The following is a 20,951-nucleotide window of genomic DNA, read 5'->3' as shown; positions in this document are numbered from 1 at the left end:
GCTCTCTGTGGCGTAATTTGTTAGAATTCGCGCCCGCTCTTGTGGGCGTCCGATAATTTGTTGAGTTAGGAGTTTGGCCGGTGGAAGTCAACGCGATTAAAGAATCTCTCAAGGATATCCGAGTACGTACTGACGTGCTCAGGGGGTATCTTTGACTACGCTGAAAAGAAAGAGCGCTTACAAGAAGTAGAGCTGGAACTGGGTGATGCCAAAATCTGGGACAAACCAGAATACGCCCAAAAGCTCGGCCAAGAGCGTAGTGCTCTGGAACACACCGTTGGCACCATAGACCAACTCGACCAAGGCGTAGCGGATGTCCAAGACCTCCTCGAACTGGCCGTGGAAGAAGACGACCAAGACACCTTGACGGAAGTCGAGAACGACGTCGAAAAGCTGGTTAAAGCACTGGAAGACCTCGAATTCCGTCGCATGTTCAGCGGCGAAATGGACATGAACAACGCCTACTTGGATATCCAAGCGGGCAGCGGCGGCACAGAAGCACAAGATTGGGCCGAAATGCTGCTGCGCATGTATTTGCGTTGGAGCGAGGCAAACGGCTTTAAAGCGGATTTGATCGAAGTATCGGCAGGCGAAGTAGCCGGTATCAAGAGCGCGACGATTCATGTTCAAGGTGACTACGCCTTTGGTTGGCTGCGCACTGAAACGGGTGTGCACCGCTTGGTGCGTAAATCGCCGTTCGACTCCGGCAATCGCCGCCATACGTCCTTCTCCTCAGTGTTCGTTTCACCTGAGGTTGACGACGACATTGATATCGAGATCAATCCAGCCGACCTACGTATCGACGTGTACCGCGCGTCTGGCGCAGGTGGTCAGCACGTAAACCGTACGGAATCGGCCGTACGTATTACTCACTTGCCGACTAATGTGGTGACGCAGTGTCAGAACGACCGCTCGCAGCACAAGAACAAAGACGTCGCCATGAAGATGCTGAAAGCCAAGCTTTATGAATTGGAACTCAAGAAGCGCAACGAAGCGGCGCAACAACTGGAGGACTCTAAATCCGATATCGGTTGGGGCAGCCAGATTCGTTCATACGTATTGGACGACGCGCGCATCAAAGATTTGCGCACCGGCGTTGAAACTCGAAATACACAAGCCGTACTCGATGGTGGCTTGAATCCATTTATCCAAGCATCCCTGAAAAAAGGGCTGTAAGTAGGAATTCGCAATGACAGACCAGTTAAACGACACCCAACAGACCACCGAAGAGCTGCGCGCGGAACACAATCGTATTGTTACGCAGCGCCTTGAAAAGCTTAACGTTCTAAAAGCACAGGGTAATGCCTATCCGAGTGATTTTCGTCGTGAGCAATATGCCGCGGATTTGCAGGCGCAGTATGGCGACAAGACCAAAGAGGAGTTGGCTGAACTGAATATTGAAGTGTCGGTGGCTGGTCGTATTATGTTGAATCGTGGTGCCTTTATGGTCATGCAAGACATGACGGGCCGCATTCAGCTGTACGTGAACCGCAAAGAGCTCGCACCAGAAGTGTTGGATGGTCTCAAAAAGTGGGATATGGGCGACATCGTAGGTGCCCGTGGTACTTTGCAGAAGTCTGGTAAAGGCGATCTGTATGTGGATATGCAGACCCCGCGTTTATTGAATAAAACAATGCAGCCGTTGCCGGAAAAACACAAAGGTTTGGCCGATCAGGAAATGAAGTATCGGCAGCGTTACGTGGATCTGATCGTCAATGAGGATACGCGTCGTACCTTTGCTATCCGCGCTAAAATGATCGAAGTTATTCGTCGTTACCTGGGTGAACGTCGGTTTATCGAAGCAGAAACGCCAATGCTGCAGGTGATTCCCGGTGGTGCTTCAGCGCGTCCGTTCACTACGCACCACAATGCCATGGATATCGATATGTACTTACGTATCGCGCCTGAGTTGTATTTGAAGCGTTTAGTGGTAGGTGGTTTTGAACGGGTATTTGAAATAAACCGTAACTTCCGTAATGAAGGAGTGTCAACGCGGCACAACCCTGAATTTACCATGTTGGAATTTTATCAGGCCTATGCGGACTACAATGACCTGATGGATCTCACTGAAGACCTGTTGCGCACGCTAGCAATCGAGGTGCTGGGTTCAACTGAGCTGACCTATCAAGGTGAAGCCTATGATCTCAGTCAGCCATTTGAACGCATTTCAATGCGCGATTCAGTATTGAAATATAACGACAATATTTCAGCCGAGCAGCTCGATACGATAGAGTCGTTAACGACCTTGGCTAAGTCGTTGCATATTGATGTTAAGCCTAACTGGGGTGCCGGTAAGGTGTTAACAGAAGTGTTTGAAGCCACCGTAGAAGAAAAGCTGCGCGGCCCGGTGTTTATTACAGAATACCCAGCAGAGGTATCGCCGTTGGCGCGCCGAAATGACCACAACCCCGAAGTGACAGACCGCTTTGAATTCTTCTTGGGTGGGCGTGAAGTGGCTAATGGCTTCTCCGAGCTTAATGACCCAGTGGACCAAGCAGAGCGTTTCCGTGACCAAGTAGCAGAAAAAGAATCCGGTGACGATGAAGCGATGTTTTATGATGCTGATTACGTTCGTGCCCTGGAATACGGCTTGCCACCGACCGCAGGTGAGGGTATTGGTATTGACCGTCTGGTGATGTTCTTTACCGATTCACCCTCCATTAAAGACGTTATTTTGTTTCCACATATGAAACCGCAATAACCTTTAGTGGGAGTCTACGGCTAGCTATCGAAAACCCCTATTGCATTTATGCATTAGGGGTTTTTTAGTAGTAACTTGCAAAATTATATTAATTATTTTGTAAGTCTGTTGTTTTATCTGCATCCTTGCCTCAGTATACCTGCTACTCATAAAGCACCTGGGCATTCGTTGGTCTATGATTTGATTTTTTCAAATACTTAAACCTAGAAAGGGGAATACTATGTTCGTACAAGATATCGATAAGCAGATAGAAGACTATAAAGCGCGTATTGAAGCACTGGAAGCAGAGCGCAAAGCGCAGGCTAAAAAGATTGAAGGCTTTGATGCGTTCGAAGCGGCCATCCAGAAAGTGAGTGCAGAATTCCACGTTAGTCGTGAAGAATTGTACCTGTCTAAAGGCGACGAGCTGCTGGAGTGGGTTAAGTCACTCAGTAAGCACAGCAACCGTCCTGAGGTATACAACGACCTTAAAAGCTATTTTGCGCGCGTTATCGCCCGCGAAGGCACTGCCAGCAAGAAGCCTGCTGCAAAGTCCACGGGCCCTAAACTGGAAGTTGGTTCATACCGTAACCCGCATTCCGGTGAGACTGTTGAGAAGATCAAGCGTAACCCGCGTGAGTTGGACAGCTGGATCAGTGAGTATGGCCTAGATACGGTACAAAGCTGGAAGCTGTAGGGAACAACTAAAACCCTCTTTTTGGTGGTGATTAGATTGGCGCAAGCTGTTGAATTAACAAGAAAAAGTTGTTGACAGACAGCGGACTCCACCCTAATATACGCGCCATCCCAAGTTTACGGGGCTATAGCTCAGCTGGGAGAGCGCCTGCATGGCATGCAGGAGGTCAGCGGTTCGATCCCGCTTAGCTCCACCAAATACTAAAGGCAAATCAATCACTTACGGTTGGTTTGCCTTTTTTCATTTCTGCTTTAGTAAAACCCTAGTAATACTTTAGTAAAACGAAACTTCTATACAGTAGTTTTGAGCGGCAATGTCAGCCCGGAAGCCACCGCTTCAACCCACCGAATCTCGTCGTGTCCTGCTTCGTAGTTCTTCGTCATGCGCTCTTGCGCGTGCCCCGCCAAGTGCTGCGGATTCTGCCCGGCGTCCCGGTAAAGCTTAATGCCTAGCGCTCTAATTTCATGAAAAGTGGGACGTTCTTCGGCGGTCATGTTGGCAAGTTCCGGCAGGCTGTCACGAACTTTTGCGAACGCTTTTTGTAGAAAATCCCCACGTACTTGCGTCCAGTGTTCCAGTGCATCGCGTTGTGCTTTGTGTTGGGTAATGGGGCGCCGGTGAACCAGAAAAGGTGATGGCACACTATCGCGGCAACGCTTGATGACTGCATCCAGCTCTGGGCCAATGATGATGCGCAGATACCCAGTATCATGCTTTTTCGTCTTTTCCTGAATCACGTACAGCGCACCTTCCCGAACATTCTCCCAGCGCATGGCCACCACGTCACCGCGCCGTTGCAGTGTCAGTAATGCTAAGTCCATGGCGTTCTGTAGCCATAGTGCCGACGCTGCATGAATGGCCTGGTACTGTTCAACCGTCATCCGCTTGCGCCGCTTCTCACCGATCTGCGGAATGGTGAGTTCAGCAGGATTTTCACGGCAATAACCTTCGGCGACCGCATGGCGGAAAATATCGACCAGCAGAGCCCGGTACTGGTTACTGGTGGTGGGTGGGTAGCCGCCTAAGAATTTAGCCACGTCCCGCACGTCAATTTCATCGACCGAGTAGTTACCAAGCGCTTCCGCAATGTACTTCCGCTTCCAGTGGTGCATCTTCTGCGACTTCTCTGCCAGCTTCCGTTTTGGAAGCAGCTTTTCGTAGTAGTGCTTGATGAAGTCACGCATGAGCAAAGTGTCTGGACGTGTTGCGCGCTCAACAGCACTTTCAGCGCCGGGCAAGCTGACCAGCATAGAGTTCAGTTGCTGGGCTGCAGCAACTGCGCGTGCTTTGTCCGTTCCCATGCCAAAGCGCTTGCCGTCTGTTGGTCGTCGATACTGGTAATACTTGCCAGCCACTATATAGAGGTTGGGTGGCAAGTTTGCCGTGTTCCGGCTTCGTCTTCTCGGCGCCATTATCCGTTCATCACCATTTTAACCAGCGGGTCTATGTCGTTCTCAGTCTCAGCGTCTAAGCGCTTTTCCCATTCATGTCGGTTGATGTAGTACACCTTGCCGAATCTTTTTCCGGGTATCTCCTTCCGTTCGATCATGTTGATCACCGTGTTTCGTGCAGGGGCTTGGCCCGGCTTGAAATAGGTGTTCATAAAGTCGGTGATTTTTATGTACTGCACTTCAATGGCCATACCTACCTCCGTCGATCCTGAATGGTGGCGCTATTGTTGTGAAGGGACTTGGCCAATACATGGCTTGGTGCCCAACCGATGATTTCTAAAACTTTGCCCCATGAAGCGCTGTCACTTTCTTCCTTTTCCGGCTCTTCTATAACCCTGCACTGAGAGAGGAACATCATTGTTCCATTGCTCAACTTCACGACTGGACCAGTAAGGCCATGAACTGCAAACCACAGGCGGTGAAGGGCAGGGGGAAAAACACGCGCAAGCACTTTGTGCCGCGTATACAGTGATCGCTCTGCCACGTAACTGCCTACCAGCTCAACGGTTTGCCCTAATCGAACAGGCTTGCCGTTTATGTCTCTGCCTATAAAGAGTAGTGAGTTCATTCGTTTTTGCTCCCCATTGGCAACCAGCCGACCACTTCTCCAATACCCTGGGCAAAGCTGTCGTGACTCCAATCCCACCCGGCAAAATGCCAATCATCAATACCGCTCTGATCGAGCGTATTGAAGCCGATAGTTTCTTGCGGCTGGGTATTGTCATCATCAAGTGGGTGTTCTTCGTATTGCACCAACAGGCGCAGCAGTGTGCCGTCACGTGGTGCTGTGTCCGTTGGGTTCCAGTTCATGCAACAGCCCTCCGTTTGTTGGATTGTTCGCTCACCATGTTTGCCTGCACCAGCGCCGCCGCAACCGGTGGGCATACTGAGTTTCCGCACCGCGCAACTTGTTGGTATTTCGGGCGTGGCTTGCCTTCGGCGTTGCGGTCGATGATGTAATCAGCCGGAAAGCCTTGAGCAGCAAAGAGTTCGTGCGGCTCCAGCATTCGCATGCCAATGTCTACGATCTGGTAGAGCTCGCCTTTAACGACGACCAAACCAAAGCGATCCTTGGTGGTGACTGTCTGCAAAGGCTCATTGAGGGAGTGGCCAACATTGGTGCCGTAGTACTTGATCAGGAACGCGCGTACTTCGCCAACGTGGTCACGCATGGTCAGCGTCGGTAAAGGCTCCGTTACTGACTGCGCATCCTGATTATTCTTCATTTTGACGATATGGCTTGTGACTAACGCATGGTGGGTGCCGCCCGCCGAAACGGTATGCAAGGGCGAATCCAGTTCACTGCCAATGTTTGTACCACGAAGCTTAACCATGCTTGCTGCCACAAGGGCGTTGTGATCGGTCGTGGTGACGGTATGCAGTGGGTCGGTAAGCTCTGAACCAGCACCGGTGTAGCCGCCGCCGTAGTGCTTGGCCAGAAGGGCAGTTACCAGCCCCATTGTCGTGGGCGTTCCCGGACGGCCCATGTCTCCGCCCGCAGTAATGGTATGTAGTGGTTCATCCATGGATGTTCCGGTGCTGCCATTGCGGAACTTGGTGATGTGGGGAACTACTAAGCAGTGTTCTGCTTTGGTTGTAATCGTGGTCAGTGGGCTATCAATGCTGTACTGCATGCCATCGCCACCAAAACCCTGTTGGCCTATGCGCACGATATAAGGTTTTGGATTGTCGAATACGAACCGCTGAATGCCGCGTGCGATTCTGCGCAGCGTGTTTTCTGCCAATGGCTTTTTACGGCCAAAGATTGAAGGGCAGGGAATCGACCAGTCGATAATATCCGCCGCTGTTTGCCATGGCTTTAAGCCAGACTGTTTGAATCCTTTGGCCGCTGGGTCACCGTGGGTGGGTTCTGGCCATACAATCGGCTGGCCGTCGCAACGTGCCACCAGAAACAGGCGTTTGCGAATTGTGGGTGCGCCGAAGTCGCTGGCACGCAGCACGCGAGTTTCTACGGCGTAACCTAGTCGCTTGAGTGCGTTTATGAAGGCATTGAATGTTTGCCCCTTGCGTCGTTTGCACGGTTTGCCGTCTACGATTGGCCCCCATGTCATGAACTCTTCAACGTTCTCTAACATGATGACGCGTGGGCGTACGGTCGCAGCCCAACGTACGGCAACCCATGCAAGGCCGCGAATCTCTTTGCTTACTGGTGTGCCGCCTTTTGCCTTGCTGAAGTGCTTGCAGTCGGGCGAAAACCAAGCCAAGCCAACAGGTAGGCCGTAGGTGATTTCACGCGGGTTCACTTCCCATACGGACTCACAATAGTGGCGAGTGTGAGGGTGGTTTACCGTGTGCATGCTGACGGCATCAAGGTCGTGATTGATTGCGATATCTACCGGGCGACCTAAAGCGGCCTCAATGCCGGTGCTGGCACCACCGCCGCCGGCGAAGTTATCAACCAATAATTCATCGACGTATAGGCCCATTTGAGGTGTGGTGCGGTATTGGTTCACGCTACCTTCCTCCCTGTCCGGCCAGTGCGATCAATCTCCGCCATCCGGCGCAGTAACACGCACGCTTCGTTGTAGAAGGGCATTTCCTTGCCGCCGTGCACGCTGGCACGGGTGTAGTTATTAAGGTCTGCTATAACCTGCTGATAACATCGCACTAAGCCTGATGTACTGGTGTTCTCGACATCCAACGCCATAGCAAACTGGTCCCGCTCTTCGCGCAGTTCGTCGATTTGCTGCATGGCGGCCAACAGCACGTCATATTCTGGTTGGCCTAGTTGTGCATGGACTGCTGCCACGGTGCCATCGGCCTGAATAGTTTTCGCCGTCAGATTACCAGGTGAGTGAAGAAATTCGATCATGCTGCCTCCGGTGCGTTGGTCGCGTCCAAGATCGCCCAGTACACTTCGATGCAAGCCAGTACATCGGCCATGGCCGTATGCGCGTTCACCATGGTTTTACCTGTAAGGGTTTCGTAGGCTTCGGTGAGGTTGGGTGTTTTGTGGTGGAAACGCTTCGCGGCTTTCATTTTGTCGGTGGGGGGCAATGCACACACCGGCGTTGATAACCGAGCAGTGCAAATGCTTTCGCCGGTATCTTTCCAGCGATCGGCTACCAATTCACCCATGTGGCGCATGCTTGCAATGCGCATGATGCGCGCGTCGAATTGTTCGTTGTGGGCCATGCGGGTGCGGCCACGCCACAGGCTGAGGAACATATCGACGGCTACCTTTTCAGGGACGCCAACGGCTGCTGCCAAATCCGTATTGATGCCGTGAATGGCAGCTACTTCGTCGGGAATTTCCCAGCCTTCCGGGCGAATGATGACATCCATGCTTTGCACGATTTCGCGGGCGTCAGTATCCACTACGCACGCGGCAAGTTGCACCAAATGCGGCTGGTCTGGGTGGTCTGAAGGGTCTTTCCAGAGTGGCAAGCCGGTGGTTTCGGTGTCGTAAGCAAGAATCAGATTCATGGTCGGTTCCTCGATTGTTGGGTTAGGAAGCCGTTAGGCTTCCATCAAGTAGGTTTGGCCGTTCAGAAAGAGGGCAGCAGGGCTATTGGCGATGCTGTTCACCCACATGGCGTATACCGTGTTCGGCTGGTCGGCGGTCATGGCTTTGGCGAATTCAGCGCCTTGTTCCAGTGTGGCCGTTGCTTTGCGGTGGGTGTCTGGTTGGTCGTATACACCGACGATCAGGTCAATGCTTGGCTTTGCTCCCATAGGGCTTCCCCAAACACCTGTGCGATCAGGCGTGGCGTTGTACTGCACTGGCTCTTCGGACTTCACAACCGGCTCTGATTGCTGCGCATCGAGCGCATTGGCTTGGCGTACCAGCTCGGCTGCTTCGGCTTTCTCGCGGCGATACGCGGCGGCGTCATCGGTGTAGTTGGCTGCTTGGTCGATTTCACGGGCACGTTGGCGCAGTTTGTCGGCTTCACTCAATCCCGATTCGGCTGCTGGCTCAGGTTGCGCAACTGGTTCCGTTTGAACGACTGCAGTTTGTGCGGCAGCTTTTTCCTTGGCTTCTTGTGCAGCTTTGGCGTCGTTTTCCTTCTGGATGCTTTCGCGCATTTTTTCTTCAGCCACTTTCTCGCGCTGAAGTTCTGACTGCATCATGGTGTTAAGGCGTTGCTCATAGGTTGCGTCATCGACAAACAGAAAGGTTTCAACGTGGGCGCGGGTGAGCGGGGCTTTTAAGCCTGCTTTATAGCTGGCGTTTTCCAGCATCAGTAAGCGTTTATCTGTGCGGTCTTGAACCGCTTTGTCATCGCGCACTCGTTGAGCCAGGGTGTCCTTAACTGCCTTGGTGAGATTGCCCTTGGCGGTTACAGCGGTGACCTTTATCAGGTCATGGTATTCGGCCGTTTGGTTTTCTGGGTGGACACCGTGTTCTTCATTCAATGAAACAAGGTGCTCCGCCAGCAGGTTTTCGGCTTGGTCGCGGGTCTTGTCTTCAAACTTCTTGATCTGGTCCAGTAGTTTTTGACGCCCGGCCAAGCACTTATCGACCAACTCTTTCACCTTTGCTTCAAAGTCTTTGATGGGTGCTGACACTTCATCAACTACCGCTTTCCGGCGGGTCTTAAATTCAGTTGCGGTTTTGTTCAGTTCGGTCGCCAGCTTCTTGGCATCCGCTAGGGTGTCGACGGTCACCAATACATCGTATTTTTCCAGCTCGCGCTCAAGGCGCTCTGTCACTGCGTCGAAGTTGGCATTCAGCAAGGCGGGTTTCGATTGAACTACCAACTCAGTTGTTGCAGCTTCGGTTTCTACCAGTTTGGGTTGTGCGGTCATGGTCGTGTCCTCAGTAGAATTCAGGTGAGGCCGCTTATTCAGCGGCTTTGGTTTTCAGGGTGGCAATGTGCGCCTGATAGGCCTGCATGAGCTTTCCGTGAACCGGCGTGCCTTCCGGCCACGCACTCGCCAATGCTTTCCACTCGTCAAGAGATTCACGTGAGCGGCAGTTGCCCAGTGCTTCGAGCAATACCGGCAACGGTGTTGGTTCCTGCTCGGGCTCTGCCTGCATGAAAGGGTTGGTTTCGGCTTGGGTTTTTTGTTCAGGCTGCTGCTCTGTAGCCTGGCTGTTGGTTTCTGCCTGTTCGGCTTCAACCGCTTCAGCTTCTTCAAAGACACGGTGCTTCTTCGGTGCCGCCGACTGGGAAGGCATTGGGTTGATTTCGCGTTCAGGGATCTCTTGCAGTTCATCCGGTGTGTACACACCCATGATCACGTCCGGGCAGTACAGGCGTGACCAACGCTTGATGGCGAGGTAAGCAAGTTGCTGTTTTGGGTCGCCAGCCCATAAGGTTGAATTGCGCACTTGAGCTTGTGTCAGTAGTAAATCCAGAAAGCGGGGTTCGTCTTCTCCTTTCAGGGTTGCCCATACACGAACACCAAGGCCTTCTTCATCTTTGGCTGTCCACGCAGGGGCTTTGTAGGTGCCTTTTTGGCCTTGCTTCTCAACGAACTTTCCAACCACTTTTTCCCAGGCGCCAAACCACTCAAAGTGCAACCGGTCTTTCGTGGGGGCCATTGTGGTTATGACGGCGTTCACCAACTGCGCTTCATAACCTAGGGTGCCACTGACTACGTGCGTCTTCTGCGCCACTGGGAACGGGTTCATGCGCCACTGCGCGGCCTGCATAACAATGGCCAAACAGTCGGCAGTGTTGCCCTGCAGGTGCGCTGGAACCGTTGCTTTTCCGCTGGCCATGATTTCAGCCACTTTGTACATCTGCTCCATGGCTTTGTCGTTGAACAGCATGTACTCGAGTTCGTGGCTACTCTGCACGGCCATTTCATTGTTCGGGTTGATTTGTTGTACGGTCATGGTGTGGTTCCTCGGAATGAATTCAGTTTGCCCAGCGGGGGCGTTGCAGGGTGCGAATGTGCATCCAGTCGTCTGCCTCACGGCAAGCGTGGTAGGTATGAAGGTCGCGCCGGTACAGGTCGTAACCGGCGGCTTTCCAGTCGTCGGGCAGCTCAACCACATCCACCGCATAGCGGCCTGCACTTACCGTGCTGCTGACGGCCAGAAACAAGAAGGTGGGGCGAGCGCCGAAGTGTTGTTCATAGCCGTCCGTGTACATGGCGTCTTGGACGTGGTACCGGAATTCCTCAACGTGTTTTTCAAAACGCTCAAGGCCGTCTACTTTTTTCACGTCCACAATGACGGGGTGATTGCCCGTTAGAATACGGTCGGGGCGGCAGCGGCACAGTTCGCCGGTGATGCTGTCTTTCCAGACGATGGTGGATTCGTTGATGCCGTCGCGCTCGAAGATCCAGCGGGCCACCGGGTGAGCCATGACGCTTTCGCGCATGATCGGCAGCTTGCGGCCTTCTTCGGCAGACATGATGATTTTGCCTTGGCTTTCCACTTCTGCCAGAAAGGCGGCTTCGTCGGCCTTGCCCTGATTCGTGCGGCGGTTGAAATCCGGGGCGATGATGAACTGTTTTTCGAACAATTCAGGTTCGAGTAAAAGGGTGTGCAGGGCGGTACCCATATCAAACGCAACGGTTTTGTCTTCATCGACTGGCGCAGTGCGTGCCCATTCGAACGTAGAAGGGGAGTGCGCTACATGGTCCAAACCGCTTTTGGAAATACCGGCGGCGGCGTGGTAAGCCTCGTTGCTCACACCTTTCCAGAAACCCGGAGTCAAAACAGGCTTGTCGACTTTTTGAATGGGTTCTTCAGCAGCAGGTACCGCGAAGAATGGGTTGATTGGCTGGGCAGTCATGCGGCCACCTCACCAATCTTGGCAATGGATTTCAGCCGCTGGTGCTTGGCGATTTCCTCACTCTCTATGCGTTGACGCAGCTCTTCACGAATGACGGGGGTGGTCATTCGAAGACAGGCCTTCATCACGAGGTTTGAGATTTCTTCTTTCGAACCAGTACCGCGATAAAACGCTACCAGGCTTTCATAGCCGTCTTCGTCGTCCAATACATCAGCAAGGCTTACTTGAACACCTTCGCCGTTGTTGATCATGCGGCCGCACGTCAATTCGCGGAACAGGCGCATGCTGATGGCTTTGATTTCACCTTCAGATGGAATGTATGACGCGGCTGCGGCCATACGCTGTTGGTAGCTGGTGCTGGAACGAATGGCGCGCACATCCGCGATGGTGATGCCGCTGCTGATGGTCAGTTGCTTGGTCATAGGTGCCTTCCTCAAACAATACAAAACGTATTTATTGGAAGGCTATGCTACAAAATGTATTGTGTCAATACAAAATGTATTAAATTTTGATCAGGCAAAAAAAGCCCGCTTGAGGCGGGCGTCTAAGAGCGTTGTGTGTTCCTTAGTTTAGAAGGTGTCTAAAGTTTGGGTTGTTGTTTGCAAGAAACATCGAAAGTCCAGAAGGGACCAGTTCACTGTCAATGTCATTTCTATCGGAAAGCACTACCAATTCCAGTGGGCTAACCAAAGAGGGCACTATTTTTAGAAGCTGCATTCCATGCCCAGCCCAGTGAGCATCAATTATTTTTGCTACAGCTACGTCTTGGCATACCATGGTGAAGAGCACGCCATTAGGCGTTTGTGACGTGAATGGATTCCAATCTTGCCTTAGGTTCACTTCACTGTAGGGGTCTATCTCTGTTTTATAGTAAGTAAACTCCCTAAGAGTTGCCCTGAAGTAAAAGTCGTTACAATCCAGCTCAAATGTCGTACGAATTTCGATTGGTTCACTGTTAGTCGGCTGGTGATATGCCATTCTTGTTGCCTTGGTGATGTTTGCTGATGAACCAACTCGCTCTATTGATAGAATGTCAAAACCGTGAAGAACGTCAATGTCGTGATCATTTGAGACTTCTTGCACCAGCAAAAAGCCAAGAGTCGGTGCGCCGTAACTATTTAGCTCAGCTACAATATTGTCTGGACCCAATGACGCCTGTGGTTGATATCCAATATCTCGCTCCAACTGCCGGAAGATCGCAATTACTCGTTGAGAGTCGAGTTGATCCGCTGCATCCAATAAAATTTCATTGCGCTGGCGCCCGGAAAGCGGATCGTTTCCAAGAAGCCAACGCTGCCCTGCATCAGTACTTTGAAGGTCTTGCCAATATGGAATCGCTTCTTCAATGTCATCCCAAAACCGATCTTTTGCATTATCTAATGACGACGTTTTCACGGGGGCAGGGTTTTCCGGCGCAGTGTTTTCAGGTGCCAAGTAGTACCCCTTTCCACGCATGCAGTCATTAAAAATTTGAGATTGTCGCTGTACAGCAGATGCTGCCGCTGCATTGTTCCATCCTTGAGTGAATCCGGATGAAAAGTTTTGAGGCTGGTTGTTCTGTGTCTGAATTTGGTGATTGCCAGGTCCTGCAATAGAATTGCAGTGGGCTCTATCCGAGTAGAAATTCTGTGAAGCCATGTCTGGGTGATGCCAAACCATAGTTGAAGCACAACCTGAAAGCGTAATGAACAAAGTGCAGGAAAGTATCTTCTTCATATCATCTCCTTGAAGGTAAGGGTCGGCCTTGATCGCAGTGGCAGGGTGGGGCACCTCTTCGGGGGCTTTTATTGTTTCGATATGGGAGCTTAGAGCATGGTATGACTTTTTAGTTGCTTTCAAAATATTGTGACAACTCCGGCCTGTACCAGCGCGCGTAATCTATCTTGTCTAGGTCAATGGTCACTTTGACGTCTTCACTCAAATCTCCTTCGTAATGCACGAAGTACATTTGCGTGTAATTAATGGATGGCACCAATTCATGCGTGTCCTTCTTTCTATACCCACTAAAAATAGGCAAAATCTCAATGTAATCGCGCGCGTTCAGCTCGTCAGGCATTAAGCTACCCAGTGGCAGGCCAATGTAACTTTTCCCAGACGAGAGAACCACTTCTACAAAAAAGATGGTTTCAGGGTTATCCGTGTCTTTGGATGTTATGACTCTTCGGTAGGTTTGCTGACACTCCAAAAGCATCTTTTGCAGGCCTGTGCCGTAGCTATATACAATGGCAGCTTCCCAGTCTGGTTTGTATTTTATGACCAAGCGAGTTAAGGCTAGAGCCAACAATATCGACATCATTGAGCTTACGGCGAATGTGAAACCAAACGATCTCAGTTGAAACCATTGCGCCGGATATATAGCGGCAGCTCTACTGTTCAGCTCTAAAAGCCAAGCGAAGCTTTTCATCCAGTGAAAAGTAAGCACCAGTACAAGCATGGACACCAAATAAAAAGGCACCCCAACAATGAGTGCCCTATAGTAAAAATGGCTACCCTTCAAATACTGCTTCGTAAGGGCCCAAGGTTTGTAAAAGTGAATAAAGAAATAGCCGGAAGCGAAAGATACAAACAAAAATTCTGTAACACTAAGAAGCATTGGCCGTTTTTTCTTTCTGCTTGGGAAAATTTACCTTCGCAGCAACTTTGAGGATGTACTTTGAAGCGCCAGACTTATTTAGGCAGTCAACGTTCAATACTTGTTGGCCACTCTCAAAACTCAACAACTCAGCTGCGTACTCTTCTTTTGATTTTTTTACAGTGTTGGTGGTCATGATAATCTCCTAGCCAAAAGTGCTTTACCGCTACTCGATTATGGCAGAAATTCAAGTTTTCAACTGAAATTTACAATTCTATTCTCAGGCTGTGACGCACTCACTCCCCCTCGAACTTCCCTACGACCGTTGCAACCACCTGATCCAGCGTCACATCAATGGTGCGTCCATAAGCCGGGTTCAAGCTGCGCAGTTGATACACGCCCATGTCTTCGATCAGCTCTTTCATTGCGGCCTTGCCGTTCACGATGGCAATCACTCTTCGCCCTGGTGAAGGGGCAAGATCTGGGTCAGCAAAAACAATGCAACCTTCTGGGTATGACGGGGAGCCAGAAGGGTTTTCCATCGAGCTATCCCGTAATTTGAATGCGAAACCTCTAAGGCCGATGCGAACAGGAGAGTGTAAGTAACTCATTGCAGTTGCATCTAAGCTGTTGCTTTCAATTTCCTGAGACGTCAATAGCGGCACCCTAAAGGCGGATCGCTGTTCTGAAGAGGAAGAGCCGGTGCCCAGAAGAATGTAGTCAACAGACACACCAAAAAACTGTGCCAGCTTTACCAGCTCTTCAGTCGATAAGTCACGCCGCCCATTCAGCTTATGGCCCACGCCACCTTGCGAAAGGCCAAGCGCGTCCGCTAGGTCATACTGAGTATGCCCAGATTTCCGCATCATCTCTTTTATTCGATCTTGCCATGTTTTCATGCGGTTAGTATGACAAAACGGTATAGCCTCAGAAACTAACATTTTGTATTGCTTTGCCTGATTTAAGAATCCATAATGTATTTTTATAGAGAATACATAGTGGAGCTTTAGACGATGATTCCTGATGAAAAGCTCGCCATTGAGCGAGCAGTTGATCTCGCTGGCGGGTTTGCTGCTCTCGCCAAGCTGATAAATGACCGCGTGGACGGTGAGCCAATCACAGGTGTCATGGTCCAAATGTGGGTAAAGCGCCAGCAACAAGCCCCAGCAGACTGGATTCTCGAAATATCAGAAGCCTTGAACAAAGAGGTTTCTGTGTTCGACCTTCTCCGTGATCGAAAGCGGAGAAAACTACCTAGCAGCCGTTCGGCTGCATGACCCCAACCAACAGGAGGCACGACCAATGCCAGCTCCCGTTTCCGATGCAGAACGCATCGAATTTGACCTACGGCCCCGATTCCGCAAATCGGACTATGACGCAATGCGCAAACTTGCCAACCGCACACGAACGCCAGTGAACGTATTGGCTCGCCGTGTGTTCTTAGGCTTTTTGCGTGAAGCCGAGAAAGACCCCGCGTTGCTGGAACAGGCGGCACGCATCAACCAAGAGCGTGACATTTACGCCAACCAAAAGGCGGCGTAGCAAACCAACTGGGGCCAGCGTGCCCCTTTTTAACGAACTGATTAAGTCCCTATGCGTGTGGGTTGAGTCCCGAGAGCAGGGCAGAGAGGTAACCAAATGAAAGCTAGCACAGATTTTTCGGATGATTTCGAGCAGGAAGACCTAAATCATGCTTTTGATGACATGCCGCCGGATGAAGAGTCGCTTGATGATGACGACAGCACGTCTTCAATTGTTGCCGCCGAGACGCTTTATGGTGACCTGGTGCGAATTGTCTTAGATGAAATAAAACACGCACCACGGGTGTGGCAAAAAATGACCGAAGACCAACAGAGCCACGTCATTGACCGAGTTCATCAGCGCTGCAACGACGCAGCAAGCAAAGCAATTCTAGCTGCATTTTCTGGCAGCTACCAAAGTGTTGGTGCCCTTGTTGAGCAAGTGGTTTTCAAGGACGGAATCAAATGTGTTCTGAAAATTGCACCGCATGCCCAAGGTCGCCATGAACTTGCTGACAGAGAAGGCTTCAACGTAGTGCTTCTCTTGATGGACCCTTCTGAGTTCGGTGCTGATGAACCACCGCCAGAGCCTGAACCTGATCAACGCGGACTCGCTTTGGTTGAGCAGCAGTCTCTACAGGCATCAGACCCTGATGCTGTTCAGGGTTATTAACATTTGTGCTAGCGAAATGGGGCTGGGTACTTCCGGCCCGCTCTTCAAGTAAAAATCAACATTTCGCCTAGCCCAATGTATGCAAATTTCTACAGGTGATTTATGACCACGACTGCTCAAAACCAATTGTTCCGTAGCCCTATCAAGTCCCGCAAGACTGGCAAGCGTGCCAAAAGCGATTTGGAACGGGGCATTGCTGAATACTTGTCCAAGGGTGGCAAGATTCACAAGTGCCCGCCAGCGGGTTCAGACTTCACTCGCCAAGCGTGCGCAGGGGTAGAGTGATGGCTGCAAATCCATGGCTTCGTCTTTATGCGGAGTTTGCGACTGATCCCAAAGTGCAGATGCTGAGTGAAGCAGATCAAAGACGTTTCATTATGTTGTTATGCCTTCGTTGTAGTAACGATGGTGTAACGTTACAGGATGACGAAATAGCGTTTCAGTTGCGCATCAGTAACGAAGATTGGTCGGCTACCAAGGACACGCTGATCGCTAAAAACCTGATTGATGATGACGCAATGCCGACTGCATGGAATAAGCGCCAGTTTGTCTCAGACTCAAGCGCAGAGCGGGTTGCGGCGTATCGAGCGAGAAAGAAACGAGCATGTAACGTTACAGTAACGCCACCAGATACAGATACAGAATCAGATACAGATATTAAAAACCCCCCTTTATCCCCCCAGGGGGAGCCAACGCCTGAAGAAACCGATCAGCAGGAAATTTTGCCGCTGACCGGAACAAAACCCGATAAACCCAAAAAACCATCCAGCCGGAAAACCCGACTGCCGGAAGACTTTGCGCTGACCGTCGAACGACGAACGCGCGCCCTGTCGTACTGGCAGGGCCATGGGCGACCTGATCTAAAACCCGAAACTGAATTTCACAAGTTCACGAATCACCACCGCGCCAACGGTAAAACCATGGCGAACTGGGATGCGGCGTGGACTACGTGGTACACGAACGCCGTTGAATTCACCAAACCGAACTATGGGTCCGCAGGAGGTTTCCATGCAGCACATCAACCAGTTGATACCAGCGCAGCAGGCCGGGTCCGCGCCAACGTTGCCCGAGAACGTGCAGCCGAACAGCAACGTTTCAGACCGGAACAAAATTCAGACTTTGTGGGCAATGATGTCGTCGATGTATGGCCACCGTTGGACCAGTAGCTACGGCACCGAGATTGACCCGGACAAAATTTGGCAAGCCTGTTTGCGCGGTGTCACGCCTGAGCAGATCAAGCGCGGCATGAACCTGTTGGCGCAGAGCGGTGCTGAGTGGCCACCGAGTGCACCGCAGTTCCGTGCCATGTGCGAAGGCGACACAGGGGCAAGCGAAAAGCCAGCACGCCATGAGCCTCAGCACTTGCTGTTGGAGCAGAGTGACCGCGGCGCAATGGCTGAACGCATTGCGATCATGAATACGCAGGTTACGGCGGAGAGTCGCGCTAAGGGGCGCTCAACCATTGCGAGCTTGATGAACACGATCAACGGGGTGCAACAATGAAACCAAGACAGCGTGGTTTATCCGTCGACCAGGTATTGGACATTCTGAACAGCCCGGAATCAGCCGGTGTGATGGCTGAAAAGTACAACCTTGGCCGATCGGCCATTTTGAAAATTCGCAGCGGCAAAAATTACTGGAATATCTATCGGATTTGGAAGGGCTTGCCGGAAGACGCGAAGCCAGCCAGAACGATCAAGGCCAGCGAACGGGTTCAGTCTGTTCCAGTTAAGGGACTGGTACCAGTGAAGCGCCTGCAGCCAAGAACGATTGCCCGCCTCGATGCGGACGGCCTTGATGTGGAGGCACTGGATACCATGGCGGTACCCATGGGCGCCCAACATACCGCTGCAAACAAAATGCTGATGCAGGCTTGGGTATAACTGTGGCCGCTGATTTGTTGTTCCAGAAAATCACGCAAGACTGCCTAGTACCGGCGACGGCTGAAGCAAGGGAGTGGATGCGAACCCTAAAACTGATGGGGTTCGTCAAGATGCCATTGATCAAAGAGCGCAGCGGAGAGAACCACCGCCGATTCTTTGCGTTGTTGAATATCGGGTTTGACCACTGGGAGCCTCAGCCCATTGAGTACCAGGGCAGGGTGATCACACCTGAAAAGAACTTTGACGAGTTCCGTGCCTGGGTGACGGTTCTGTCAGGCTTCTACACAGTGACAGGGTACCCGGACGGCAGCGTGCGGATTCGCGCTAAGTCGATCAAGTTCAGCAAGATGGACGAAAGTGAATTCAGCCAGCTATTCAATGCGGCCGTCGACGTGCTGCTGAAGCATGTGATGACCAACTACGAGCGCCCCGACCTTGAGCGGGCTATACTGGAGTTCAGCCGGTGAAGATCGTATCCAAGAAGTTGCGCAACTCAGCACGCGGGCAAGACTGCACACTCAACATCGCCGGGGTTTGCAATTACAACCCTGAAACGGTGGTGCTGGCCCACTTGCCGGACGAATCTAAAGGTATGGGCACCAAGGCCGATGACATAAGCGCGTGCTTCGCGTGCAGTGCCTGCCATGACTACATAGACGGTAGAGCGGGCGGCAAGATGGCTTTGCAGGATACCGAATGGTACATGCGCAGGGCGATGGTTCGAACATGGAGAGTTTGGGTGGAGTCAAAGTTATTACTGATTAAGTAAATCAGGAATAAATAACTAACACCTAGAGGCATGTTATATGAATATGATGTTTTCAAGAATTACTTGTAATAATTTTATTTCAATAAAGTAACAAGGAGGTTTAATAAAATGAGTAAGTTAAGAATTGGTTTTCGTAAGATTTTGGATTTCGTCAAAGAACGACTTGATTATAAGCAGAGTCTATCAAAGGTTTTATGGAATTGGTTTTTTTGTTTTCTGTTATTAGCTGCATTCATGGCCATTCCCATTCTTATTGCAGAGTATATAGTTAATGGCAGGTGCTTTGACTTTACTGGAGCGGGATTTCGGGTGCTTTTTGTAGACATGCTGGGTGTGCCAATGTACGTGCTTGCTCTGTCCATTCCTGTTCTTGGTATTGTGGCTGCACTGCATAGATCACATCAGACAGATGAACAATTGTCAGAGAGCCGGAAAATTAACACACTGAATAATTATTATAAGCATAAGGAAGAGTTTGAAGATTTTTTTGAAAAGGTCGTTAAAAGCGAAAAGATAAAGTGGTCTAAATTTGATAGGGATCTTTTCGATTCTAACTTTTTTAAAAATCAACATGCGTTGGCTTCATATTTTATTCTTTGGCCTAGGTCTAGAGAGGATGGTGGTATTAAATGTTCTGAAGACAAAGTAATCGAATTAGTTGAATTTTCTAGAAAAATATTTAATTTTTGCACAGAAATTTTGGAGTCAGAAACCGACAACATAGAACAAAAAACACTATCCCTGAAGGTGTATCGAAAAGAGTTCACTTACTTATTTGAGTCTATCGGAATAAACATTCATGGGCTAAGTGTTAATACTAGCGGCCATGTAAAATTCTATGATTACAGCGATGAGCCGCATAAGGTGTCACTAAAGCAGCTAAAAATAATTATGCTGTATTCTCAAAGTACCTGGGAAAAGTTGCTTGAATATCAGGGAGTTGATTATCGGTTGTTGATGAAGGATGTTGTTAGTTGACATACGCCCAAACCCTGCGATGATCCCGGAAATGCGCAATTGGCCCCATGCACATGACCAGACAAACGCTTTCCCTCGTTCCAGTCCCTAAACCTCGTATGACTCAGCGCGACCGTTGGCAGAAACGCCCAGCGGTCATGCGCTACCGAGCATTCTGCGATCACATACGCTTGCTCAAGGCCCAATTACCGCCATCCGGTACCCACGTTACCTTTGTGCTGCCCATGCCAAAGAGTTGGTCAGCGAAGAAGAAACAGGCGATGAACGGCAAGCCACACACCCAGCGGCCAGACGCTGACAACATGCTGAAAGCCTTGTGTGATGCTATCCACGAAGAAGACAGCGGCATTTGGGATGTACGAATCACTAAGGTGTGGGGCGAGTCCGGCCAGATCATCATCGACACGCCAGACGTGGGCTTGGAGGTGGCAGCATGAAATGGCAATCAGCAAGACAGTGTTGGCACGATGCGTTTTTCAATGGCCGACCATCGGTGATGGCCGTTGCTATCGACATGGCCAACTTGGGTGCAGCGGTGCAAGGCGGTAACCGTGAGTATGATAACGCCATGCACCAAGTCGAAGCGGGCATGGTGCAGAACGTCATCAGCAAGTTGCCACAGCACCTGCAAAGCCTTGGACATTGGTTGTATGCGCCGTTCACTGCAGAGGAACGAGCCAAGAAGCTGAACCTAGCTGCTGCCATTGTGGCCCGTGAAGCTGATCTTCAACAGCTGGTAGCGCCCGGCGACTGGATGCCATTGATCACCGCCACGATGTACGAATACGCGCGGGTAGTGCAGGGCACAGACGTTAAGCGCAAGAACGGCAGGACAATAAAACGCTGGTTGATGGATGAACTACACTATGACTTGGGAGACTGGACCGCGAACCATCGGCGGGTGTACGAGGCTGTGTGGAATGCCATTGATCGGCTAGATCGGCAAGCATTGGGGCCGGTGGCTGAGTTGGTGTATGATCAGACGGAATTGAGAAAGACTGCCTAAGGAGGCAGT

At 50.9% G+C, this 20,951-nt stretch carries 28 protein-coding genes, 1 tRNA gene and 1 pseudogene; 16 read left to right on the top strand and 14 right to left on the bottom strand.

The genetic code is table 11. From position 1 onward, the window contains the following. The first annotated feature begins 80 nt into the window (after window positions 1–80). From prfB to NFC81_RS09280, 4 genes are all read left to right on the top strand, one after another. A protein-coding gene (gene prfB / locus NFC81_RS09295; RefSeq protein WP_304994210.1) for a peptide chain release factor 2 occupies window positions 81–1,176 on the top strand; the annotation gives its coding sequence in 2 pieces (ribosomal slippage) (window positions 81–152 and window positions 154–1,176; 1,095 coding nt in all). Between the two features lie 13 nt (window positions 1,177–1,189). Continuing rightward, a complete protein-coding gene (lysS, locus tag NFC81_RS09290) occupies window positions 1,190–2,701 on the top strand; it encodes a lysine--tRNA ligase (RefSeq protein ID WP_304994209.1) in 1,512 nt (503 codons plus the stop codon). A 220-nt stretch (window positions 2,702–2,921) separates the two neighbouring features. After that, window positions 2,922–3,377, top strand: coding sequence for a DNA binding protein (locus NFC81_RS09285; protein ID WP_304994208.1), 456 nt, complete (start codon window positions 2,922–2,924; stop codon window positions 3,375–3,377). A 120-nt stretch (window positions 3,378–3,497) separates the two neighbouring features. After that, window positions 3,498–3,573, top strand: a tRNA-Ala gene (locus NFC81_RS09280). Between the two features lie 94 nt (window positions 3,574–3,667). On the opposite strand, the gene NFC81_RS09275 is transcribed toward NFC81_RS09280, so the two are convergent. From NFC81_RS09275 to NFC81_RS09210, 14 genes and pseudogenes are all read right to left on the bottom strand, one after another. Next, window positions 3,668–4,789: a phage integrase Arm DNA-binding domain-containing protein gene (locus tag NFC81_RS09275; protein ID WP_304994207.1), complete on the bottom strand. Its 1,122-nt coding sequence runs from the start codon at window positions 4,787–4,789 to the stop codon at window positions 3,668–3,670. After that, window positions 4,789–5,019: a hypothetical protein gene (locus NFC81_RS09270; RefSeq protein WP_304994206.1), complete on the bottom strand. Its 231-nt coding sequence runs from the start codon at window positions 5,017–5,019 to the stop codon at window positions 4,789–4,791. Before NFC81_RS09270 ends, NFC81_RS09275 begins: the two co-directional genes overlap by 1 nt. 373 nt (window positions 5,020–5,392) lie before the next feature. Further along, window positions 5,393–5,638, bottom strand: a complete 246-nt coding sequence (locus NFC81_RS09265) for a hypothetical protein (protein WP_304994205.1) — start codon at window positions 5,636–5,638, stop codon at window positions 5,393–5,395. After that, window positions 5,635–7,302 carry a DNA cytosine methyltransferase gene (locus tag NFC81_RS09260; protein ID WP_304994204.1) on the bottom strand — a complete coding sequence of 556 codons (1,668 nt, stop codon included), beginning with the start codon at window positions 7,300–7,302 and terminating at the stop codon, window positions 5,635–5,637. Before NFC81_RS09260 ends, NFC81_RS09265 begins: the two co-directional genes overlap by 4 nt. Then, window positions 7,299–7,661: a hypothetical protein gene (locus NFC81_RS09255; RefSeq protein WP_304994203.1), complete on the bottom strand. Its 363-nt coding sequence runs from the start codon at window positions 7,659–7,661 to the stop codon at window positions 7,299–7,301. The genes NFC81_RS09260 and NFC81_RS09255 overlap by 4 nt, the downstream gene beginning before the upstream one ends. Further along, window positions 7,658–8,275, bottom strand: coding sequence for a 3'-5' exonuclease (locus NFC81_RS09250; protein ID WP_304994202.1), 618 nt, complete (start codon window positions 8,273–8,275; stop codon window positions 7,658–7,660). Before NFC81_RS09250 ends, NFC81_RS09255 begins: the two co-directional genes overlap by 4 nt. 33 nt (window positions 8,276–8,308) lie before the next feature. Continuing rightward, window positions 8,309–9,598 (bottom strand): DUF1351 domain-containing protein, encoded by a 1,290-nt coding sequence (locus NFC81_RS09245; RefSeq protein WP_304994201.1) that lies wholly within the window; start codon window positions 9,596–9,598, stop codon window positions 8,309–8,311. A gap of 396 nt (window positions 9,599–9,994) precedes the next feature. Beyond that, a pseudogene (locus NFC81_RS15995) lies at window positions 9,995–10,568 on the bottom strand (RecT family recombinase); the annotation flags it as partial. A gap of 88 nt (window positions 10,569–10,656) precedes the next feature. After that, the gene (locus NFC81_RS09235) at window positions 10,657–11,541 is read right to left on the bottom strand and encodes a PD-(D/E)XK nuclease-like domain-containing protein (RefSeq protein ID WP_304994199.1); all 885 of its coding nucleotides are present in this window, start codon (window positions 11,539–11,541) and stop codon (window positions 10,657–10,659) included. Then, a complete protein-coding gene (locus NFC81_RS09230; RefSeq protein ID WP_304994198.1) occupies window positions 11,538–11,963 on the bottom strand; it encodes a hypothetical protein in 426 nt (141 codons plus the stop codon). Before NFC81_RS09230 ends, NFC81_RS09235 begins: the two co-directional genes overlap by 4 nt. A gap of 142 nt (window positions 11,964–12,105) precedes the next feature. Further along, on the bottom strand, window positions 12,106–13,257 hold the full coding sequence (locus NFC81_RS09225) for a hypothetical protein (protein ID WP_304994197.1): 1,152 nt from the start codon (window positions 13,255–13,257) through the stop codon (window positions 12,106–12,108). A 109-nt stretch (window positions 13,258–13,366) separates the two neighbouring features. After that, window positions 13,367–14,134: a hypothetical protein gene (locus tag NFC81_RS09220; protein WP_304994196.1), complete on the bottom strand. Its 768-nt coding sequence runs from the start codon at window positions 14,132–14,134 to the stop codon at window positions 13,367–13,369. Then, the gene (locus NFC81_RS09215) at window positions 14,124–14,309 is read right to left on the bottom strand and encodes a hypothetical protein (protein ID WP_304994195.1); all 186 of its coding nucleotides are present in this window, start codon (window positions 14,307–14,309) and stop codon (window positions 14,124–14,126) included. The genes NFC81_RS09220 and NFC81_RS09215 overlap by 11 nt, the downstream gene beginning before the upstream one ends. Window positions 14,310–14,409: 100 nt before the next feature. Next, window positions 14,410–15,273: a LexA family transcriptional regulator gene (locus NFC81_RS09210; RefSeq protein ID WP_304994194.1), complete on the bottom strand. Its 864-nt coding sequence runs from the start codon at window positions 15,271–15,273 to the stop codon at window positions 14,410–14,412. Here NFC81_RS09210 and NFC81_RS15990 point away from each other — a divergent pair. The 12 genes from NFC81_RS15990 to NFC81_RS09155 all read left to right on the top strand — a co-directional run bounded on the left by NFC81_RS15990 (window position 15,199) and on the right by NFC81_RS09155 (window position 20,942). Next, window positions 15,199–15,390 carry a hypothetical protein gene (locus NFC81_RS15990; protein ID WP_370529908.1) on the top strand — a complete coding sequence of 64 codons (192 nt, stop codon included), beginning with the start codon at window positions 15,199–15,201 and terminating at the stop codon, window positions 15,388–15,390. The two genes, NFC81_RS09210 and NFC81_RS15990, sit on opposite strands and share 75 nt — an antisense overlap. A gap of 25 nt (window positions 15,391–15,415) precedes the next feature. Continuing rightward, complete coding sequence (locus NFC81_RS09205; RefSeq protein ID WP_304994193.1) at window positions 15,416–15,655, top strand: hypothetical protein; 240 nt, start codon at window positions 15,416–15,418, stop codon at window positions 15,653–15,655. A gap of 96 nt (window positions 15,656–15,751) precedes the next feature. Further along, complete coding sequence (locus NFC81_RS09200; RefSeq protein ID WP_304994192.1) at window positions 15,752–16,306, top strand: hypothetical protein; 555 nt, start codon at window positions 15,752–15,754, stop codon at window positions 16,304–16,306. A gap of 102 nt (window positions 16,307–16,408) precedes the next feature. Beyond that, complete coding sequence (locus tag NFC81_RS09195) at window positions 16,409–16,591, top strand: hypothetical protein (protein WP_304994191.1); 183 nt, start codon at window positions 16,409–16,411, stop codon at window positions 16,589–16,591. Then, window positions 16,591–17,472 carry a hypothetical protein gene (locus NFC81_RS09190; RefSeq protein WP_304994190.1) on the top strand — a complete coding sequence of 294 codons (882 nt, stop codon included), beginning with the start codon at window positions 16,591–16,593 and terminating at the stop codon, window positions 17,470–17,472. The genes NFC81_RS09195 and NFC81_RS09190 overlap by 1 nt, the downstream gene beginning before the upstream one ends. Continuing rightward, on the top strand, window positions 17,447–17,809 hold the full coding sequence (locus tag NFC81_RS09185; protein WP_304994189.1) for a hypothetical protein: 363 nt from the start codon (window positions 17,447–17,449) through the stop codon (window positions 17,807–17,809). The genes NFC81_RS09190 and NFC81_RS09185 overlap by 26 nt, the downstream gene beginning before the upstream one ends. Then, on the top strand, window positions 17,806–18,189 hold the full coding sequence (locus NFC81_RS09180) for a hypothetical protein (protein WP_304994188.1): 384 nt from the start codon (window positions 17,806–17,808) through the stop codon (window positions 18,187–18,189). Before NFC81_RS09185 ends, NFC81_RS09180 begins: the two co-directional genes overlap by 4 nt. 2 nt (window positions 18,190–18,191) lie before the next feature. Then, on the top strand, window positions 18,192–18,656 hold the full coding sequence (locus NFC81_RS09175; protein ID WP_304994187.1) for a DUF1367 family protein: 465 nt from the start codon (window positions 18,192–18,194) through the stop codon (window positions 18,654–18,656). Further along, window positions 18,653–18,958 (top strand): DUF1364 domain-containing protein, encoded by a 306-nt coding sequence (locus NFC81_RS09170; RefSeq protein ID WP_304994186.1) that lies wholly within the window; start codon window positions 18,653–18,655, stop codon window positions 18,956–18,958. The genes NFC81_RS09175 and NFC81_RS09170 overlap by 4 nt, the downstream gene beginning before the upstream one ends. A gap of 108 nt (window positions 18,959–19,066) precedes the next feature. Continuing rightward, a complete protein-coding gene (locus NFC81_RS09165; protein WP_304994185.1) occupies window positions 19,067–19,936 on the top strand; it encodes a hypothetical protein in 870 nt (289 codons plus the stop codon). Window positions 19,937–19,989: 53 nt separating this feature from the next. Beyond that, a complete protein-coding gene (locus NFC81_RS09160; protein ID WP_304994184.1) occupies window positions 19,990–20,373 on the top strand; it encodes a RusA family crossover junction endodeoxyribonuclease in 384 nt (127 codons plus the stop codon). Next, window positions 20,370–20,942, top strand: a complete 573-nt coding sequence (locus NFC81_RS09155) for a hypothetical protein (protein WP_304994183.1) — start codon at window positions 20,370–20,372, stop codon at window positions 20,940–20,942. Before NFC81_RS09160 ends, NFC81_RS09155 begins: the two co-directional genes overlap by 4 nt. Window positions 20,943–20,951 lie beyond the last annotated feature (9 nt).

Origin of the sequence: Salinispirillum sp. LH 10-3-1 (assembly GCF_030643825.1) — a bacterium.
Taxonomy (GTDB): domain Bacteria; phylum Pseudomonadota; class Gammaproteobacteria; order Pseudomonadales; family Natronospirillaceae; genus Salinispirillum.
The sequence above is the reverse complement of the archived record's forward strand: the minus strand, read 5'-3'. Positions and strand labels throughout refer to the sequence as shown.

Excerpts from the sequence above, each read along its gene's own strand:
- lysS (WP_304994209.1), top strand. The coding sequence starts at position 1,190 with ATGACAGACCAGTTAAACGACACCCAACAGACCACCGAAGAGCTGCGC.
- NFC81_RS09285 (WP_304994208.1), top strand. The coding sequence starts at position 2,922 with ATGTTCGTACAAGATATCGATAAGCAGATAGAAGACTATAAAGCGCGT.
- NFC81_RS09275 (WP_304994207.1), bottom strand. The coding sequence starts at position 4,789 with ATGGCGCCGAGAAGACGAAGCCGGAACACGGCAAACTTGCCACCCAAC.
- NFC81_RS09270 (WP_304994206.1), bottom strand. The coding sequence starts at position 5,019 with ATGGCCATTGAAGTGCAGTACATAAAAATCACCGACTTTATGAACACC.
- NFC81_RS09265 (WP_304994205.1), bottom strand. The coding sequence starts at position 5,638 with ATGAACTGGAACCCAACGGACACAGCACCACGTGACGGCACACTGCTG.
- NFC81_RS09255 (WP_304994203.1), bottom strand. The coding sequence starts at position 7,661 with ATGATCGAATTTCTTCACTCACCTGGTAATCTGACGGCGAAAACTATT.
- NFC81_RS09250 (WP_304994202.1), bottom strand. The coding sequence starts at position 8,275 with ATGAATCTGATTCTTGCTTACGACACCGAAACCACCGGCTTGCCACTC.
- NFC81_RS09245 (WP_304994201.1), bottom strand. The coding sequence starts at position 9,598 with ATGACCGCACAACCCAAACTGGTAGAAACCGAAGCTGCAACAACTGAG.
- NFC81_RS09235 (WP_304994199.1), bottom strand. The coding sequence starts at position 11,541 with ATGACTGCCCAGCCAATCAACCCATTCTTCGCGGTACCTGCTGCTGAA.
- NFC81_RS09230 (WP_304994198.1), bottom strand. The coding sequence starts at position 11,963 with ATGACCAAGCAACTGACCATCAGCAGCGGCATCACCATCGCGGATGTG.
- NFC81_RS09225 (WP_304994197.1), bottom strand. The coding sequence starts at position 13,257 with ATGAAGAAGATACTTTCCTGCACTTTGTTCATTACGCTTTCAGGTTGT.
- NFC81_RS09220 (WP_304994196.1), bottom strand. The coding sequence starts at position 14,134 with ATGCTTCTTAGTGTTACAGAATTTTTGTTTGTATCTTTCGCTTCCGGC.
- NFC81_RS09215 (WP_304994195.1), bottom strand. The coding sequence starts at position 14,309 with ATGACCACCAACACTGTAAAAAAATCAAAAGAAGAGTACGCAGCTGAG.
- NFC81_RS09205 (WP_304994193.1), top strand. The coding sequence starts at position 15,416 with ATGCCAGCTCCCGTTTCCGATGCAGAACGCATCGAATTTGACCTACGG.
- NFC81_RS09200 (WP_304994192.1), top strand. The coding sequence starts at position 15,752 with ATGAAAGCTAGCACAGATTTTTCGGATGATTTCGAGCAGGAAGACCTA.
- NFC81_RS09195 (WP_304994191.1), top strand. The coding sequence starts at position 16,409 with ATGACCACGACTGCTCAAAACCAATTGTTCCGTAGCCCTATCAAGTCC.
- NFC81_RS09190 (WP_304994190.1), top strand. The coding sequence starts at position 16,591 with ATGGCTGCAAATCCATGGCTTCGTCTTTATGCGGAGTTTGCGACTGAT.
- NFC81_RS09185 (WP_304994189.1), top strand. The coding sequence starts at position 17,447 with ATGTATGGCCACCGTTGGACCAGTAGCTACGGCACCGAGATTGACCCG.
- NFC81_RS09180 (WP_304994188.1), top strand. The coding sequence starts at position 17,806 with ATGAAACCAAGACAGCGTGGTTTATCCGTCGACCAGGTATTGGACATT.
- NFC81_RS09165 (WP_304994185.1), top strand. The coding sequence starts at position 19,067 with ATGAGTAAGTTAAGAATTGGTTTTCGTAAGATTTTGGATTTCGTCAAA.
- NFC81_RS09160 (WP_304994184.1), top strand. The coding sequence starts at position 19,990 with ATGACCAGACAAACGCTTTCCCTCGTTCCAGTCCCTAAACCTCGTATG.
- NFC81_RS09155 (WP_304994183.1), top strand. The coding sequence starts at position 20,370 with ATGAAATGGCAATCAGCAAGACAGTGTTGGCACGATGCGTTTTTCAAT.